General features: G+C 36.2%; 18 protein-coding genes and 1 other annotated feature. Of the genes, 3 read left to right on the forward strand and 15 right to left on the reverse strand.

The features are described 5' to 3' along the window. Positions 1-10 precede the first annotated feature (10 nt). The 6 genes from AC0NJG_RS15940 to AC0NJG_RS15965 form a co-directional block, all read right to left on the reverse strand. Complete coding sequence (locus AC0NJG_RS15940; RefSeq protein ID WP_087952025.1) at positions 11-1,642, reverse strand: YceG family protein; 1,632 nt, start codon at positions 1,640-1,642, stop codon at positions 11-13. Between the two features lie 108 nt (positions 1,643-1,750). Further along, entirely contained in the window at positions 1,751-2,542 is a 792-nt protein-coding gene (locus AC0NJG_RS15945) for a TerC family protein (protein ID WP_000025699.1), read from the reverse strand. 72 nt (positions 2,543-2,614) lie between these two features. Beyond that, entirely contained in the window at positions 2,615-3,193 is a 579-nt protein-coding gene (locus AC0NJG_RS15950) for a TerD family protein (RefSeq protein WP_001007533.1), read from the reverse strand. A 61-nt stretch (positions 3,194-3,254) separates the two neighbouring features. Beyond that, positions 3,255-3,839, reverse strand: a complete 585-nt coding sequence (locus AC0NJG_RS15955; protein ID WP_000146722.1) for a TerD family protein — start codon at positions 3,837-3,839, stop codon at positions 3,255-3,257. A gap of 23 nt (positions 3,840-3,862) precedes the next feature. Next, entirely contained in the window at positions 3,863-4,459 is a 597-nt protein-coding gene (locus tag AC0NJG_RS15960; protein WP_087952024.1) for a TerD family protein, read from the reverse strand. Positions 4,460-4,587: 128 nt separating this feature from the next. Then, positions 4,588-5,466 (reverse strand): ROK family protein, encoded by an 879-nt coding sequence (locus AC0NJG_RS15965; RefSeq protein WP_143880748.1) that lies wholly within the window; start codon positions 5,464-5,466, stop codon positions 4,588-4,590. Between the two features lie 202 nt (positions 5,467-5,668). Here AC0NJG_RS15965 and AC0NJG_RS15970 point away from each other — a divergent pair, with 202 nt between their 5' ends. Then, positions 5,669-6,643 carry an LPXTG cell wall anchor domain-containing protein gene (locus AC0NJG_RS15970; protein ID WP_474063216.1) on the forward strand — a complete coding sequence of 325 codons (975 nt, stop codon included), beginning with the start codon at positions 5,669-5,671 and terminating at the stop codon, positions 6,641-6,643. A gap of 117 nt (positions 6,644-6,760) precedes the next feature. On the opposite strand, the gene proS is transcribed toward AC0NJG_RS15970, so the two are convergent. Together proS and AC0NJG_RS15980 are read right to left on the reverse strand one after the other, a co-directional pair. Then, positions 6,761-8,191: a proline--tRNA ligase gene (gene proS / locus AC0NJG_RS15975; RefSeq protein ID WP_087952021.1), complete on the reverse strand. Its 1,431-nt coding sequence runs from the start codon at positions 8,189-8,191 to the stop codon at positions 6,761-6,763. 47 nt (positions 8,192-8,238) lie between these two features. Beyond that, positions 8,239-8,445 (reverse strand) — a binding site (T-box leader). Between the two features lie 93 nt (positions 8,446-8,538). After that, positions 8,539-8,832 (reverse strand): YesK-like family protein, encoded by a 294-nt coding sequence (locus tag AC0NJG_RS15980; protein WP_140168513.1) that lies wholly within the window; start codon positions 8,830-8,832, stop codon positions 8,539-8,541. 154 nt (positions 8,833-8,986) lie between these two features. On the opposite strand from AC0NJG_RS15980, the gene AC0NJG_RS15985 reads away from it, so the two are divergent. Together AC0NJG_RS15985 and AC0NJG_RS15990 are read left to right on the forward strand one after the other, a co-directional pair. Beyond that, positions 8,987-10,300, forward strand: coding sequence for an alkaline phosphatase family protein (locus AC0NJG_RS15985; RefSeq protein ID WP_087952019.1), 1,314 nt, complete (start codon positions 8,987-8,989; stop codon positions 10,298-10,300). A 108-nt stretch (positions 10,301-10,408) separates the two neighbouring features. Then, a complete protein-coding gene (locus tag AC0NJG_RS15990) occupies positions 10,409-11,692 on the forward strand; it encodes an MFS transporter (protein ID WP_087952018.1) in 1,284 nt (427 codons plus the stop codon). 36 nt (positions 11,693-11,728) lie between these two features. On the opposite strand, the gene AC0NJG_RS15995 is transcribed toward AC0NJG_RS15990, so the two are convergent. From AC0NJG_RS15995 to AC0NJG_RS16025, 7 genes are all read right to left on the reverse strand, one after another. After that, positions 11,729-12,121: a hypothetical protein gene (locus AC0NJG_RS15995; protein WP_131101333.1), complete on the reverse strand. Its 393-nt coding sequence runs from the start codon at positions 12,119-12,121 to the stop codon at positions 11,729-11,731. A 12-nt stretch (positions 12,122-12,133) separates the two neighbouring features. Further along, positions 12,134-12,385 (reverse strand): helix-turn-helix transcriptional regulator, encoded by a 252-nt coding sequence (locus tag AC0NJG_RS16000; RefSeq protein WP_087952017.1) that lies wholly within the window; start codon positions 12,383-12,385, stop codon positions 12,134-12,136. Positions 12,386-12,441: 56 nt separating this feature from the next. After that, positions 12,442-13,674 carry an MFS transporter gene (locus AC0NJG_RS16005; protein ID WP_087952016.1) on the reverse strand — a complete coding sequence of 411 codons (1,233 nt, stop codon included), beginning with the start codon at positions 13,672-13,674 and terminating at the stop codon, positions 12,442-12,444. 65 nt (positions 13,675-13,739) lie between these two features. Further along, positions 13,740-14,321: a TetR/AcrR family transcriptional regulator gene (locus AC0NJG_RS16010; RefSeq protein WP_087952015.1), complete on the reverse strand. Its 582-nt coding sequence runs from the start codon at positions 14,319-14,321 to the stop codon at positions 13,740-13,742. An 80-nt stretch (positions 14,322-14,401) separates the two neighbouring features. Then, entirely contained in the window at positions 14,402-14,545 is a 144-nt protein-coding gene (locus tag AC0NJG_RS16015) for a histidine kinase (protein ID WP_087952014.1), read from the reverse strand. A gap of 125 nt (positions 14,546-14,670) precedes the next feature. Then, positions 14,671-14,913 (reverse strand): hypothetical protein, encoded by a 243-nt coding sequence (locus AC0NJG_RS16020; RefSeq protein WP_087952013.1) that lies wholly within the window; start codon positions 14,911-14,913, stop codon positions 14,671-14,673. 13 nt (positions 14,914-14,926) lie between these two features. Next, entirely contained in the window at positions 14,927-15,241 is a 315-nt protein-coding gene (locus AC0NJG_RS16025; protein WP_087952012.1) for a thioredoxin family protein, read from the reverse strand. Positions 15,242-15,245: the final 4 nt, after the last annotated feature.

Raw genomic sequence — 15,245 nt, forward strand, 5'->3', positions numbered from 1 at the left:
CTCCCTTTCCTTATAAAAATGGACGAAATAGTCCTTTTATTGTTTGTGATAAATTTTTATAGGCTGATGAACCATGAAACTCAAGATCGAAATTAACTTCTTCAAGCCAATGTGAATCAAATGCCTCCGCTTCAATATATGGTTCAATATCGTTTCTTCCCGTTGGATTGAAATGGAATACATCTACTCCAATTTGATTTAAAAATAGTAATAAAACAGCATCAGAACGAGTTAACTCTCCACTCTTCTCATTATTAAATATAACAATTTTCGGTACATCTTGTGAATAATCAAATTTCTCAAGCTGTTCCAAAATATTTGGTGGTATTTGAGAAAGTTGCGCGAAAACATATAGCGCCACATCTTGTTTCGTCTCTTTTGCAATTGGTTTACATATTTCACTTTCACACGTATGGATAATCGCTTCTGCAATACCATGTTGTAATCCTTCTGGCAATCGTTTGTGTGGCCACCAATGACTGTTCATAATTAAATCTGGATGCAATTTTCCCCCGCGGTCTAATGCATCTCGATAATGGTATTGGAAATTTGCTTTTTGTTCTTTCGTAAACGGAAATGTATTAATTAATAAACTGTTATCAAATGATGTAACAGCCTTTAATCTTTGAAAATACTCTTTATCATTCTTTGAAACACCTGATATTTTCGCAAATAAAGAAGGGATATAAATGTGTTTATTTTCAACAAAGAATGTCGGGCGTACAAACGCCTTTTCTTTCGTAATTAAAAAGAGTTCATCATATGTTGTTTTTAGTGTACGAGCTACAGGCGTATAGGAACGGAATTGCCACGGCTTGTACAGCAGTGAATTATCGTGGTGAAGTACTTGCTCAATTTCTTTTGAAGCTTGATACGCTACTGTTGCCACACGCTCGCGGCGACGATCTGGGAATGGTTCAAGAGCAATGCGGCCTGGATGAGACACAATAAAAGTTCTTCCCTCTTCATCAACATTCTCAAATCCATCTTTTCCTTCTGGGTGATAATAAAGCACATCACAACCGAGCATAATAAGAAAGTATAAGAAATATATACGGCTTTCCTGTGCATCACCGTACCAAATGATACGCGGCATCTGTTTCTTATAGTTAATCGTAGAGAACCACTTCGCTACGTAATTTTCGCTTAGTTTAATTATGTCGATTAAGAAACGCCGGAAGCCTTCTGTCTTTAACGACTGATTATGCTGTTTCTCATATAATTTCAATACTGAAATAAAAGTCGTATGTATATAATGCTGTAAGTCAGGATTGTCTACTTTCGGTAAAAGTTGTTTCCCAGATAAATGTGCCACTAACCTATTTACTGTCAGACCATTTGGTGCTTCTTGGTGTAATCCGAACACTTCTTGAATATGACGAAGTTTTTCCGAATCGATCACTTTGTTTAAATTTTGTTCGTGTAAAACTTCGATTCCTTTCGCTTCACTATAATCAAATAGTTCATTAAAATATTCATCTACATCATTAGGAACGCCAAGGATTCGACATGCTATATAACTAAATTTCATCTCATTCTCTGTCAGCTCATATTGTGGACGTTTTTCTAAAAGTGTTTCAAATTGCTTTAAATCTGATTCATCTTTTAATGCATATGGTTGAAGTGTAAAACGTGAAAACACAACAGTTCACCTCCAAAAACATTTACTTTTTTCTAAGTCTTTCTTCTATTATAAACTATTTTTGGTTATAAAAAATGGGCGCTCGTAAAACGAGCAAACCCATTTCAATTATTTATTGTCTTCTTTAGTAGCTGCAACTTCTTCTTTAGCTTGTCCAGAATTCTTCATGTAGTGAAGTATAAATGTTGCTCCAAATGCTACAACTAAAATAATGAAGAACACTGTATGGCTTATTTCAATATGAATAACCGACAATAACATTTTTGCTGCAATAATTAGGATTAAAATGTATGCTGTCGTTTCAAGCTCTGGAATACGCTCTAACAATTTTAAGAATACACCAGCAATACCACGCATCATTAAAATACCTAGCATCCCGCCTAATAGTAAAATCCAAACTTCATTAGATACACCAAATGCAGCAAGTACGCTATCTACAGAGAATGCGATATCCATTAATTCAACCATCGCAACTGTTCCCCAGAAGACACCAAACATTCTGAAGAGAACACTGTTTTGGTTCATACCATGAGCTTCCTCTTCTTCTGCATTCCCTTTTCTTTTATCAATGAAGTATTTAACTGAAAGCCATGCTAAGTAAAGTGCACCTAACACTTTTACCCATGCTAATTTAATTAAGAACATTCCAATTCCAATCGCAATAAAGCGGAACACATAAGCTCCAATAAGTCCATAGAATAATGCTTTTTTACGTTTTTCTTCCGGAAGGTGTTTTACCATTACCGCTAATACAAGTGCATTATCAGCAGATAACAATCCTTCAAGTACAACAAGTGTACCTATTAATCCCCAAGATACTGGATCCTGTAACACTTTAATCCACATGTCCAAGTCGAAAAACTGAGCATACGTATCAAGGATTCCTTGCAAAATACTCATCTTACCTTTATCCCCTATTCTTTGCTAGATTTATAGAAAGGTCAAAAAAAGGAAACGAATATCGTTTCCTTTCTATGCATCCAAGCCATACGCTCTTACAAGCGCACCTAAACCACCTTGGAATCCACTTCCTACTGCATTAAACTTCCACTGTCCATTATGACGATATAATTCACAAAAGACAACTGCTGTTTCGATAGAGAAATCTTCCCCTAAATCGAAGCGAAGAACTTCTTCATTCGTTTCTTCGTTTGCTAAACGAACGAAAGCATTTCCTACTTGTCCAAAATTTTGACTACGACCTTCCGCATCATAAATCGTAACTGTAATAGCAATTTTGTGCACATCTGCTGGAACTTTCTTTAAGTCCACAACAAGTTGTTCATCATCGCCTTCACCTTCACCTGTGCGGTTATCCCCTGTATGTAGAACAGATCCACAAGGAGACTGTAAATTATTATAGAAGATAAAATCAGTTTCCTTCGTACATTTTCCGTTCGCATCTAATAAAAAGGCAGATGCATCTAAATCGAAATCAGATCCACCGTCATAAGATTTAATATCCCATCCAAGACCAATTACTGCTTTTGTTAAGCCAGGGCTTGTTTTACCTAAATCGATTTTCTGTCCTTTTTGTAACTGAATGGCCATGTATATTCACCTCTATATTTTAATCTTTAAAAATATATTTACTAATGGATAGCTAAATCTATTACTCTACATCTAAACCGAAATTGTTACATAGAGACGCTAATCCACCTTGGAATCCACTTCCGATTGCATTGAACTTCCAGTCACCTGCATGACGATATAATTCACCTACTACAACAGCTGTTTCAATAGAGAAATCTTCTCCTAAATCGTAACGAATTAATTCTGCATTCTTTTCTTCATCTAAAATACGTACGAAAGAATTAGAAACTTGTCCGAAGTTTTGGCTACGACCTTCTCCATCGTAAATTGTAATTGTGAAGCAAATACGTTCAATATGTGCAGGTACGTTTTTCAAATCTACTTTAATCGATTCGTCATCGCCTTCACCTTCGCCAGTTCGGTTATCTCCTAAATGCTCTACAGCACCATTCGCACCTTTTGGGTTATTATAGAAAACAAAATCTTCTGCTCCTGAAACTTTACCGTTCGCACCTACTAAAAAGATACTAACATCTAAATCAAAATCAGCTTGTCCATCATAACGATTTGTATCCCAACCAAGTCCTACAAGAACTTTTGAAAGACCTGGATTCGTTTTTGTTAAGTCTACCTTTTGTCCTTTTTTCAACGAAATTGATGCCATATACAATTCCTCCTCGGTTTATTTTATTGATAACGTGATACAATCTCACTTAAGTTTTTATCTTGTGTACCTTCTCCAACTGCTGAGAACTTCCATTCACTTCCGTGTCGATACATTTCCCCTGCAATTAGAGTCGTTTTTCCAGCATAGTTATCTGATAAGTTGTAACGTGCTAATTCTTCACCGGTTTGTTGGTTTTGAATACGAATATATGCATTGCGAATCATACCAAAGTCTTGACGTCTGTTTACACAATCATAAATATTTACAACGAATACTAAACGGTTAATACGACTTGGGACTTTATGTAACTCTACAAAGATTGTTTCATCGTCACCTTCGCCTTCACCTGTTAAATTATCTCCTGAATGAATAATACTACCACAAGTAGAAAGTTTGTTTCCAAAGTATACCAAATCGTTTTTATTAACAAAACGATCCCCTTCTAACATAACAACAGATGCATCACAATCTACATTTGGTTTACTTCCAAATAATGAAGACAGAAACCCACCTGATTGCCCAATTGGATCCCAGCCTAAGCCAACCTGTAGTTTTGCTACTTTTGGTTGTCCTTTCGTTAAATCGATCTTTTGACCTTTTTCTAAAATAATAGGCATGCAGTTTCTTCCTTTCTACAAAGCATTTTCCAAGGCGGAAAATATTGTATTCTTCCTTTATATTGTAGCATTATTTACCTAGTGATAAAAAGGATAAATTCTCAGTTATATGAAAACATTCATATAACTTACTTATGATGATGTAAGAAGTGGTAAATAGCACCAATCATTCCTGCACAATTCCCGTTTTGTGCAAGTTCAATCTCACAATTATTATAAATCTCTTTGTGTAAATATTTTTCCACTTCTTCTTTTACTTCTTTTAAGAACTGATTTCCTCTATCAGTAATTCCGCCACCTATAACAATCATTTCTGGATTGAAAATATAAGCAAGATTACTAATTCCGATTGCCAAATGTTTAAAGAAGATCCCAACTGCTTGAGCAACTTCCTGATCTCCTTTATCATACAACTCAAAAATTCTTTTCCCATTCCACTCGCCTTTGCCTTTATATTTTCTTACAAGCCGAATTAATCCTGAAATCGAAGCAACCTCTTCAAACGTTTTTCCTTCTATTAACATATTTCCCCATTCACCAGCACTAAACAAATGCCCTCTATATAACTCTCCATCTATAAAAATTGCTCCTCCAATACCAGTTCCAAGGGTGAGCATAATAAAGTTTCCTTTCTCTCTTCCACTACCATTCCACTTTTCTCCGAACGCTGCACAATTCACATCATTATCAATGGATACAGGAACTTTTAATACCTCTTGCAATCTATTCATAATAGGAATCGTACTATAACCCGGAATATGATCCGCACCTCCCGTGACAATTCCTTTATTAATATCAACAATTCCCGCCGTACTAATGCCAATTCCCAAAATCGTATGTTCACCCATTAATTTTTTTGATAAAAGAATGAGTTTTTGAATAATTTGTTCCCCACCCAAATGAATTTCTGTTGGAACTGTTTTATGCTTTAGTACTGTTCCTGTTTCTGAAACAATTCCATATTTAATTTGTGTACCACCAATATCAAATGCAATATATTCTTTCATCTGCTGTCACTTCCTCTACTGTAATGAGTGTAAAATTCTCACGCTCTACTATTTACAAAGAGTTTACACTAACTCTTTTCTCTCTTTAGAAATATACCATCTTTTTCTATATATAGTTTTTTTTGCATAAAACTCTTTTTCCTATGAAATATTACAAAGGGATGTATTTTAGATGGAATATTAATTTTTCAGGAGGAAATCAATGACGAAAATTTTCATTTTAGCATCAACTCTTTCTTTATCTTTTTTTAGTGGTTTAAATATCGGTAATGCAGCAACAGAAAACTTCTCTCCAGTAACAAATGCGATTGTACAAAATAACGATCATTTTGCAGAAGGTAACTCAAAAGATAATAATAAACCACCAGGAAACGGTGGTTCTCAGGACGATAGTGGTTCCGGTGGCAACGGTTCCGATGGTAGCGGTTCGGGTGACAATGGCTCTAGCGGCAATGATTCCGGTGGTAACGGTTCTGGCGGTAGCGGTTCTGGTGGCAGTGGCTCGGGCGGCAATGATTCCGGTGGCAATGGTTCCGGTGGTAGCGGTTCCGATGGTAGCGGTTCTGATGGCAATGGTTCCGGTGGTAGCGGTTCTGATGGCAATGGCTCTGATGGCAATGGTTCTGGTAGCAATGGTTCCGGTGGCAATGGTTCCGGTGGCGATGGTTCCGGTGGCAATGGTTCCGGTGGCAATGGTTCCGATGGTAGCGGTTCGGGTGACAATGGCTCTGGTGGCAACGACTCGGGCGGCAGTGGCTCTGGTGGCAATGGTTCTGGTGGCAATGGTTCCGGTGGCAATGGTTCCGGTGGCAATGGTTCCGGTGGCAATAGTTCCGGTGGTAGCGGTTCTGATGGCAATGGCTCTGATGGCAACGGCTCTGGTGGTAGCGGCTCTGGTGGCAATGGTTCTGGTGGTAGCGGCTCTGGTGGCAATGGCTCTGGTGGCAATGGCTCTGGTGGCAATGGCTCTGGTGGCAATGGTTCTGGTGGCAATGGTTCTGGTGGCAATGGCTCTGGTGGCAATGGTTCTCAAGGTGGTAACGTAAAAGATAACGCGAAAAAACAAGGCGAGAAGTTACCGAATACTGCAACACATTATCCTGCATCTATTTTAATGGGAATTTCAACATTCCTAATTGGTATGTTACTATTCATTCGCCGTAAAAACGCAAAATAAAAACATATCCCTCCATCTAAAAAATACATGAAACAAATTGTAAAATTAAAAAGGACTTTGGATTGCATTTTATTATGCAACCCAAAGTCCTTTTCATCCTTCCTATCCAAAAGAGCATTAATACGCTTTTCCCCAATACACCATTTGTTTAGCTTCTTTACCACAACAAATACATTCGTCAGCTAAATGCTCTTGCTCAAAAGGCATACACCGAGAAGATACTCCAACTTCTTCTTTTAGTTTCTCTTCACAAGCTAATTCCCCGCACCACATTGCTTTAATAAATCCTTGCTTTTCATCAGCTACTTTTTTCATCTCTTCAAAATTCGTCACACTATACGTATTCTCATCGCGAAATACTTTTGCCTTATTAAATAAAGAATGATGAATTTCCTCAAGTAGTGCTGGAATACGCTTTTCTAATTGATCCATTGCTATAAATTCTTTTTCTTTCGTATCTCTTCTTACGAGTACAACTTGATTCTTTTCAATATCTTTCGGACCAACCTCTAATCGAATTGGAATGCCCTTCATTTCATACTCATTAAATTTCCAGCCTGGTGTTTTATTACTAGCATCTATTTTTACTCGTGCAACCTTTTGAATATGTTCTTGTAACTCAGTTGCTTTCGCTAAAACGCCTTCTTTATGCTGCGCAATTGGTACAATAACAACTTGCACTGGCGCAACTTTTGGTGGCATTACAAGCCCATTATTATCACTATGAACCATAATCAGTCCACCTATCATTCTTGTTGATACGCCCCAAGATGTTTGGTGTACATATTGCCACTTACCGTTACGATCTAAAAACTTAATATCAAATGCTTCAGAGAAATTCGTTCCAAAGTTATGGGATGTTCCTGTTTGAAGTGCTTTCCCATCATGCATTAAGCTTTCAATCGTATAAGTCGCCTTTGCGCCCGCAAATTTTTCTTTTTCTGTTTTTTGTCCTTTAATTACTGGTATCGCTAAGTAGTCTTCACAGAAAGAAGCATATAGATTTAAAATATTTAATGTTTCAGCTTGAGATTCTTCTGCTGTTTCATGAATTGTATGACCCTCTTGCCATAAGAATTCCGTTGTACGAAGAAATGGCCTCGTTGTCTTTTCCCAACGAACTACTGAACACCACTGATTATATAACTTTGGCAAATCATTATAGGATTGCACAATTTTTGAAAAATGCTCACAGAATAAAGTTTCGGATGTAGGGCGTATACAAAGTCTTTCTGCTAACTTTTCATCCCCTCCATGTGTCACCCATGCTACTTCAGGAGCAAATCCCTCTACATGATCCTTCTCTTTTTGCAATAAACTCTCTGGGATAAACATTGGCATATACACATTTTCGTGACCTGTTGCTTTTAACTTTTCATCCATCACTTTTTGCATATTTTCCCATAAGGCATAACCGTACGGACGTAGAATCATACATCCTTTTACACTTGAATAATCAACAAGTTCTGCTTTTTTTACAATATCTGTGTACCACTGTGCAAAGTCCTCTTCCATTTTCGTAATCGCTTGTACTTGTTCTTTTGCCATAGTCAGTCTTCCTCCTTCTAGAAAATACAAAAAAGCCCGCGCCCCTAAATAGGGACCGAGCTTTGCCGGCGTTACCACCCTGATTCATGCACAAAAATTGTGCATGCTCTCTTTTTGATAACGGGAAATTCCCGCTGCATATGCAGAACGCAAAGGTAGGTTCCATATCGCCTTTTTAAGAATCTTTCAGCCTGCTGGATTCTCTCTCTGCTAAAAAGGTTGAACATGTACTAATCCTTTTTCATCGTTATAACGAAATAAATTTGTTGATTATCATAATACAAATTCTTTTTTAAAACAATAGCTAATTTTCTTACTTTTATATATTCTTTTCATTTTTTACAGTTTTATACGTAGCTTTTCCGCGTAATTTTCACAAGTTGATGTGCAATCATACCGATAAGTGTACCAAGCAGGACAAAGAAACTAATAAATCCATATCCCATTCCTTCCCATCCACCAATAACCATCATTGTAACGGGAAAGGATGCTAAGCAAAGAAGTATTAAACTAAGTGCAAATATAATATCAAACTGCTTGTCTGGAAACCGTTTCTTTAGTAAATACGAAATAGCAAATACAAGAATAATCGTAATTCCGCCAATGATGTAAAAGATACTAAATCCATCTAGCAGATCCATAGTATTCCCTCCTTTCATTCATTCCCTTATACTTAATTATATGTTTAACTTTTCTGAAAATAAATAATAAATTTTATTTAAAAACATATTTTTATTACTAGGTATTAATAGTAATATATAGTAATAGGTTTCATATAATTAGGAGGATTACTTTATGGATAAAGCATTAACGAATCGTGTCATTATTTTGTCATTCGACTGTTTATCAGCTTTAGATTTTCCTATACTACAAAAATTACCTCACTTCCAATCTCTAATCAAAAAGGGTACGGTTGTCGAAAAAGTAGAGCCCATCTATCCTTCTGTAACCTATCCAAGTCACTCAACAATCGTAACTGGTAATTACCCTAATAAACATGGTGTTGTTAGCAATACGTTACTTCAACCTGGACGTGAATCCCCCGATTGGCATTGGTACCGAAAATCAATACAAGGAACAACATTATATGATGAAGCACATAAAGCAAATTTAACGACAGCTGCCCTTCTATGGCCTGTTACCGGCAGAGCAAATATTGATTACAATTTACCAGAAATCTTTCCAAATAGACCGTGGCAAAATCAAGTTTTAGTTTCATTATTTAGCGGTAGTCCGCTATACCAATTAGATTTAAATCGTCGTTTCGGCCATATACGAAATGGATTGTCACAACCTGAACTCGATGATTTCGTACTTGCTTCTGCTGTGCATACAATCCAGACGAAAAAGCCTAATGTCATGTTTGTACATTTCACCGATTTAGACACCCAAAGACACTATCACGGCTTTGAATCAAAAGAAACAATAGCGGCAATTCATAGACATGATGAGCGACTAGGGAAAATTATTCAAGCTTTAAAAGACAGTGGACTATACGAAGAGAGCACCATTATCGCTCTTGGTGATCATAGCGCTTTAAGTGAAAACAAAGCCATTCAATTAAATGTACTATTTCATCAAAAAGGGCTTATCTCTATAAATTCAAAAGGAAAATTAGTAGACTGGAATGCTTATTGCCAAAGTTGCGATGGGTCCGCCTATGTATATGTGAAAGACAAAAACGATACAGATACAATTCGAGAAGTACAACTACTCCTTGAAGAACTGCTTCAAAATAAACAAAACGGTATTGAATTTATACTTCATGATGAGGATGCAAAGGAATGCGGTGCAGATGGTAATTGTTTATTTATGTTGGAAGCACGAGAAGGATATTATTTCACTGAAAACCATACAGGAGATTTTATAAAAGAAATTACTGAAAAAGATGTTACACCTAGTAAAAAATATACGTTTGGTACGCATGGATACTCTCCAACAAAACCTAACTATGAAACAATTTTTATAGCTGCTGGGAAAGGGATACAAAGCGGCATTACCATACCGTATATGAGACTTATTGATGAGGGCCCAACTATCGCAAGACTACTCGGTTTATACTTAGGTGAAACAGACGGATCAATTGTAGAGGATTTACTCCAATTGTAAAGAACTGTGTATATATGTAAAAGTTATGTAAAATTCATCATTGTTTCTCTTTTTATAATTTTTATTTTTGTACACTGTTAGTAGAACAAATTCGAGGGGGAACATTATATGAAAAAAATGTCCAGACAAGAAAAAAGCTGGATATTATACGATTGGGCGAACTCCGTATATTCGCTCGTCATTACAACTGCATTATTTCCAATTTACTTTAAAGCAGCTGCAAAAGAAGCTGGACTATCTGGTGCAACTTCAACAGCCTACTGGGGATATGCAAACTCATTCGCTACACTTTTAATTTCTATACTTGCTCCTATTCTCGGCACAGTTGCTGATTATAAAGGGTTTAAAAAACGATTTTTCACATTCTTCTTTGGACTCGGTATCGTATTTACAAGTATGCTAGCAGTCGTCCCAACATCTCAGTGGTACTTATTACTAGGCTGCTATATGCTCGCATTAGTCGGTTTTGCAGGAGCAAACATTTTTTATGATGCATTTTTAGTAGATGTTACCTCTAAAGATAGAATGGATCGAATTTCTACGAGAGGTTTCGCTTTAGGCTATATTGGGAGTACTATTCCATTTATCGGTTGTATTGCTCTTATTATTCTTGCTCAAAAAGGAACTATCCCTTTATCAGTCGGCATTGCTAGTCAAATTTCATTCGCAATAACAGCTCTTTGGTGGGGATTATTCACCATTCCAATGCTAAAAAACGTAGAGCAAACGCACTATATTGAACGCCATCCAAGACCAATTGTAATGAGCTTCAAACGCCTTGCTGATACTTTTAAAAATATTAAAGAATATAAAACGGTCTTTATGTTCTTAATTGCTTACTTTTTCTATATTGATGGGGTCGATACAATTATTACTATGTCTACCGCTTACGGAACAGACCTCGGTATTAGTGCAACGAATCTATTAATCATATTATTTGTCACACAAATTGTCGCTTGCCCATTTGCTTTATTGTATGGAAAACTATCAGAAACATTTACCGGTAAAAAAATGCTATATGTTGGTATTATTATTTATATCATTATCTGCACATATGCTTATTTCTTAAAAACGACACTCGATTTCTGGATTTTAGCAATGTTAGTTGCCACTTCTCAGGGCGGGATTCAAGCACTGAGTCGTTCCTACTTTGCGAAACTAGTGCCTAAAGAATCTGCAAATGAATTCTTCGGATTTTATAATATATTTGGCAAGTTTGCCGCGATTATGGGTCCAGTATTAGTCGGTGTTACAACGCAATTAACGGGAAAAACAAACGCTGGTGTCCTTAGTATTATTGTACTGTTCGTTATCGGTGGATTCTTACTAACTAGAGTTCCAGAAAATCCTACATCCGTTACACCACCTAGTCCAAAAACGAAAACGCTATAAGAAAAAGATCCTCTTCACCCAAGAAGAGGATCTTTTTTATCTATAACGTCTTACAATTAAAAATTCTACAGCTGGCTTTACAACTATTGCAGCGCATAGTGCAAACAATAACGGTATGTTATGAAAATCAATCCATCTATTAAAGCCTACCGATGCGAAAAACAGACCAAAAATGAATACAACGAGTACATAATATGTAACATTGGCACTTGTTTTTAATACATGTTTTTCTAAATCTTCGTTCTCCTCAGTATCCCCTTCAACGCTATGTGATGCCAAACTTTTAAATAGATAATGTAACGCGATGCTACAAATAAATAGTGCATACCAATTTACTTGAAGTTCAGTTAACCAATAGTAAAGTGCAAACACTAACGTACTTATAGCCACTAATGCCGTAACTACAAGGTTTATTTTCTCTTTCCCCAACAACTACTCCCCCTACTGCTTGTACAAAAATAGTTTATCAACAGTTGTTCCTAATACTTCCGCTAAACGAAACGCTAACGCTAAACTTGGATCATATTTATTATTCTCAATTGCATTTATCGTTTGTCTTGAAACTTTACACTTATCAGCTAATGCACCTTGTGAAATATTATTTTCAGTGCGTAATTCATAGATTTGATTTTTCACACCATTTCTCCTAACATGTAAAATCGTTTTTACATCATCAGTATATAATTGGGGCATTTCATTGTCAAAAGATCGCCATGAAAAAAGGGAGCAATTCAGCCCCCCTGCAATAGCTATTTCGAAGCCAATGAATTCGTCATTTCCTCTTGATTAACAACATCTTCTTTCTTTATTTGCATACGTAAAACCGGACCTATTGCTAATAAAATAAGTAACATTGCTATACAAAATACGGTAACTAGTGAGGTCATCTCCTTCAATCCTCCAGCTAGTGAAGTTCCAATTAACATTGCTCCCATAAACAGCGGTAAAATCGTCCCATTTACTCTTCCAATCATATTTTCTGGTACAAGTTGAATCATAAGCGTACCGACAACGATATTCACACAGGCTAAACAAATGCCTGTTCCAAACCTCATAAAACTAGTAATCCAAAATGATGTAGATAGCCCTTCTACTAAAAATGACATCGCTAATATGCTCATACCGAATACGAACATCTTTTTCGGGTTCACTTTTGAAGCGAAAATCGCAGCAACAATACCACCAATTAACATACCTATTCCATCAGCTGCAGCTAAATATTGAACTGCTTCCTTTTCCATTCCAAGGCGTTCTATTACAAGAAACACCTCTAATGGCATTGTTAATCCAACAGCTAAGCCTATAATGGTGAAAGTGATTGTAATCATACGTAAATTTTTCGTATGAAGAACATATTTCCAACCTTCTTTTATATCATTTTTTAATGAATCTCTCGCCACTTGCTCTTTTTCAACCCATTTTGGTAAAAATGAAAGGGCGATAGCAGATAACAAAAATAAAATGATTAAGCTATATAGTGACGTAAATAAACCAAGTTGTGTATACACAAGCGATCCTACCACCGGTCCAAAAATCAGAAATAATGACTGTAATGTTTGGTTAAATGCAATCGCATTTGCTACCTGTTCTTCTTTTACATAGCGCTTAAATATACGCGAAGATGATGGCTGAGAAAACTGACCTACAATCGCGGAAATGAGTGTTGCAAAAAATATAGCCTGCCAATAATCCAGTTTTAACAACAGGACAATTCCTATAATAGACAGGACACTTAATACATCTCCAGCGACCATTGTTCTTTTCGGATTCCAGCGATCAGCTAGCGCACCACCGATAAACGAGAAAATAAAAATAGGTGCATATTCCATAACTGATAACAACGACACGGAAACTGGATCATTATTCGTTCGCTCCATTATGAAATATAGAAGGGCCATATTTCTGATCCAAATTGCAAATTGTTGTAAAATATCAGACGCCATAACGAGCATAAATGCTCGGTTTTTAAATAAAGCGTTCATTTACATTCCCCTTTCATAAACCGACCGTTCGGTCTATTTTGTTTTGTAAGAAAGCAACTGACCTATTATTCAGCTGCCATTCCCTTTAACAATACATCTATTGCCTTTTTATAAATACGTTGTAGCTCTTTATAATCTAACTCGTAGTAAAGTACTCCAAGCCCTGATAATAATCCATTCACAATATACATAAGATCGCGCGTATTATCTTCACGAAACTCTCCAGACTGTATGCCTGCTTCAATTAGTTTCTCAAACATAACATATGATTCTCTAGTTAAAGCTAATAGTTCATCCAAAATCTCTTTACTTACAACTTGGCTCATAGAGAATTCCTCTATTGCATTTGAAATTGGTTGCTGTATGTCCTCTACATGATATTCCGCGAGACCATATAGTTTTTCAGTATTCGTACTATACAACTTCTCTTTTTCATTCCATTTTTCAAGCCAATCATACGTATGCTGTTTTACTACAAATAAAAATAATTCTTCTTTACTTTTAAAGTGATAATAAATGCTTCCTTTACTTCTCTCTGTAATTTCACAAATTTCTTCCATAGATGTAGCTGAATAGCCCTTCTGTGAAAACAGACTTTCTGCTTTATATGCAATTTCTTTCTTTATCTCTTCTGCGCTTCTTCTCATATTCACACCTCTTTAAACCGACCGTTCAGTCTAATGATAACAAATCAAAAACCTCTATCGCAAGAGGCTATATTCCTTATTTAAGAAAACGTACTTTCAAACCAAGTTCGAATCGTATGTATTGTTCCAAATTTAAATGCTAATTTAACTAGAAATACGCCTCCCGCAGCTAATAAAAATAACACTACTTTCCCCTTGTTTTTCACTTTCGGCTCCCTTTTCATTTCCATTCCCCTTAGTATGTTAAAAATATTAATCAAACGTTTGTTTAACTGTGTTTATGCATATGTAAGCCGACTAATCAAACGTTTGTTTAAAAAGAAATACGCCTATATAAGGCGCATTTTCATCAATCACCACCACCGCAGCTTCCCCCGCTATCTCCCCCAAAAGACCCTCCACAATCATGTGAACCTCCATCATGCGAGCTATCATTATCAGATCCAGCAAAGAAAAATAATGGTGATGAGTTGTTAGATGAATTATGAATGTTATTTTGTTTCGCAAGATTTACCTTCTTTTTGTTTGATCGAACTGCTGTTACGATCGTTCCGACTACAACAAATAATAGTATGACAATAATAAATTCCATATAAAATCCTCCCTTATTCCTTGAATAATTGAATGGTTCTCTCTAGATTTTCAAGTGAAATGAAGCGTGATTCGCGAAGGATCTCTTTTCCTTTATAAAATAATAAAACTGTTGGCCCTGTAAATACTCCATATCGCCCTGCAATCTCTTGCATGTCTTGTAGTAATATCTCTATTTTCTCTACATAATCATAATTCTCTAATACGCAATTTACTTTTCTTAGCATAACATCACAAACACCACAATTTTCCGTTTTAATAAACAGAAGTACCAATTGTTGTTCTTCAATATAGGTCGCTAATTCTTCTATCGTTTTAAATGTAGTCATCTTA

The sequence above is a fragment of the Bacillus sp. SSR7 genome (genome assembly GCF_055902415.1).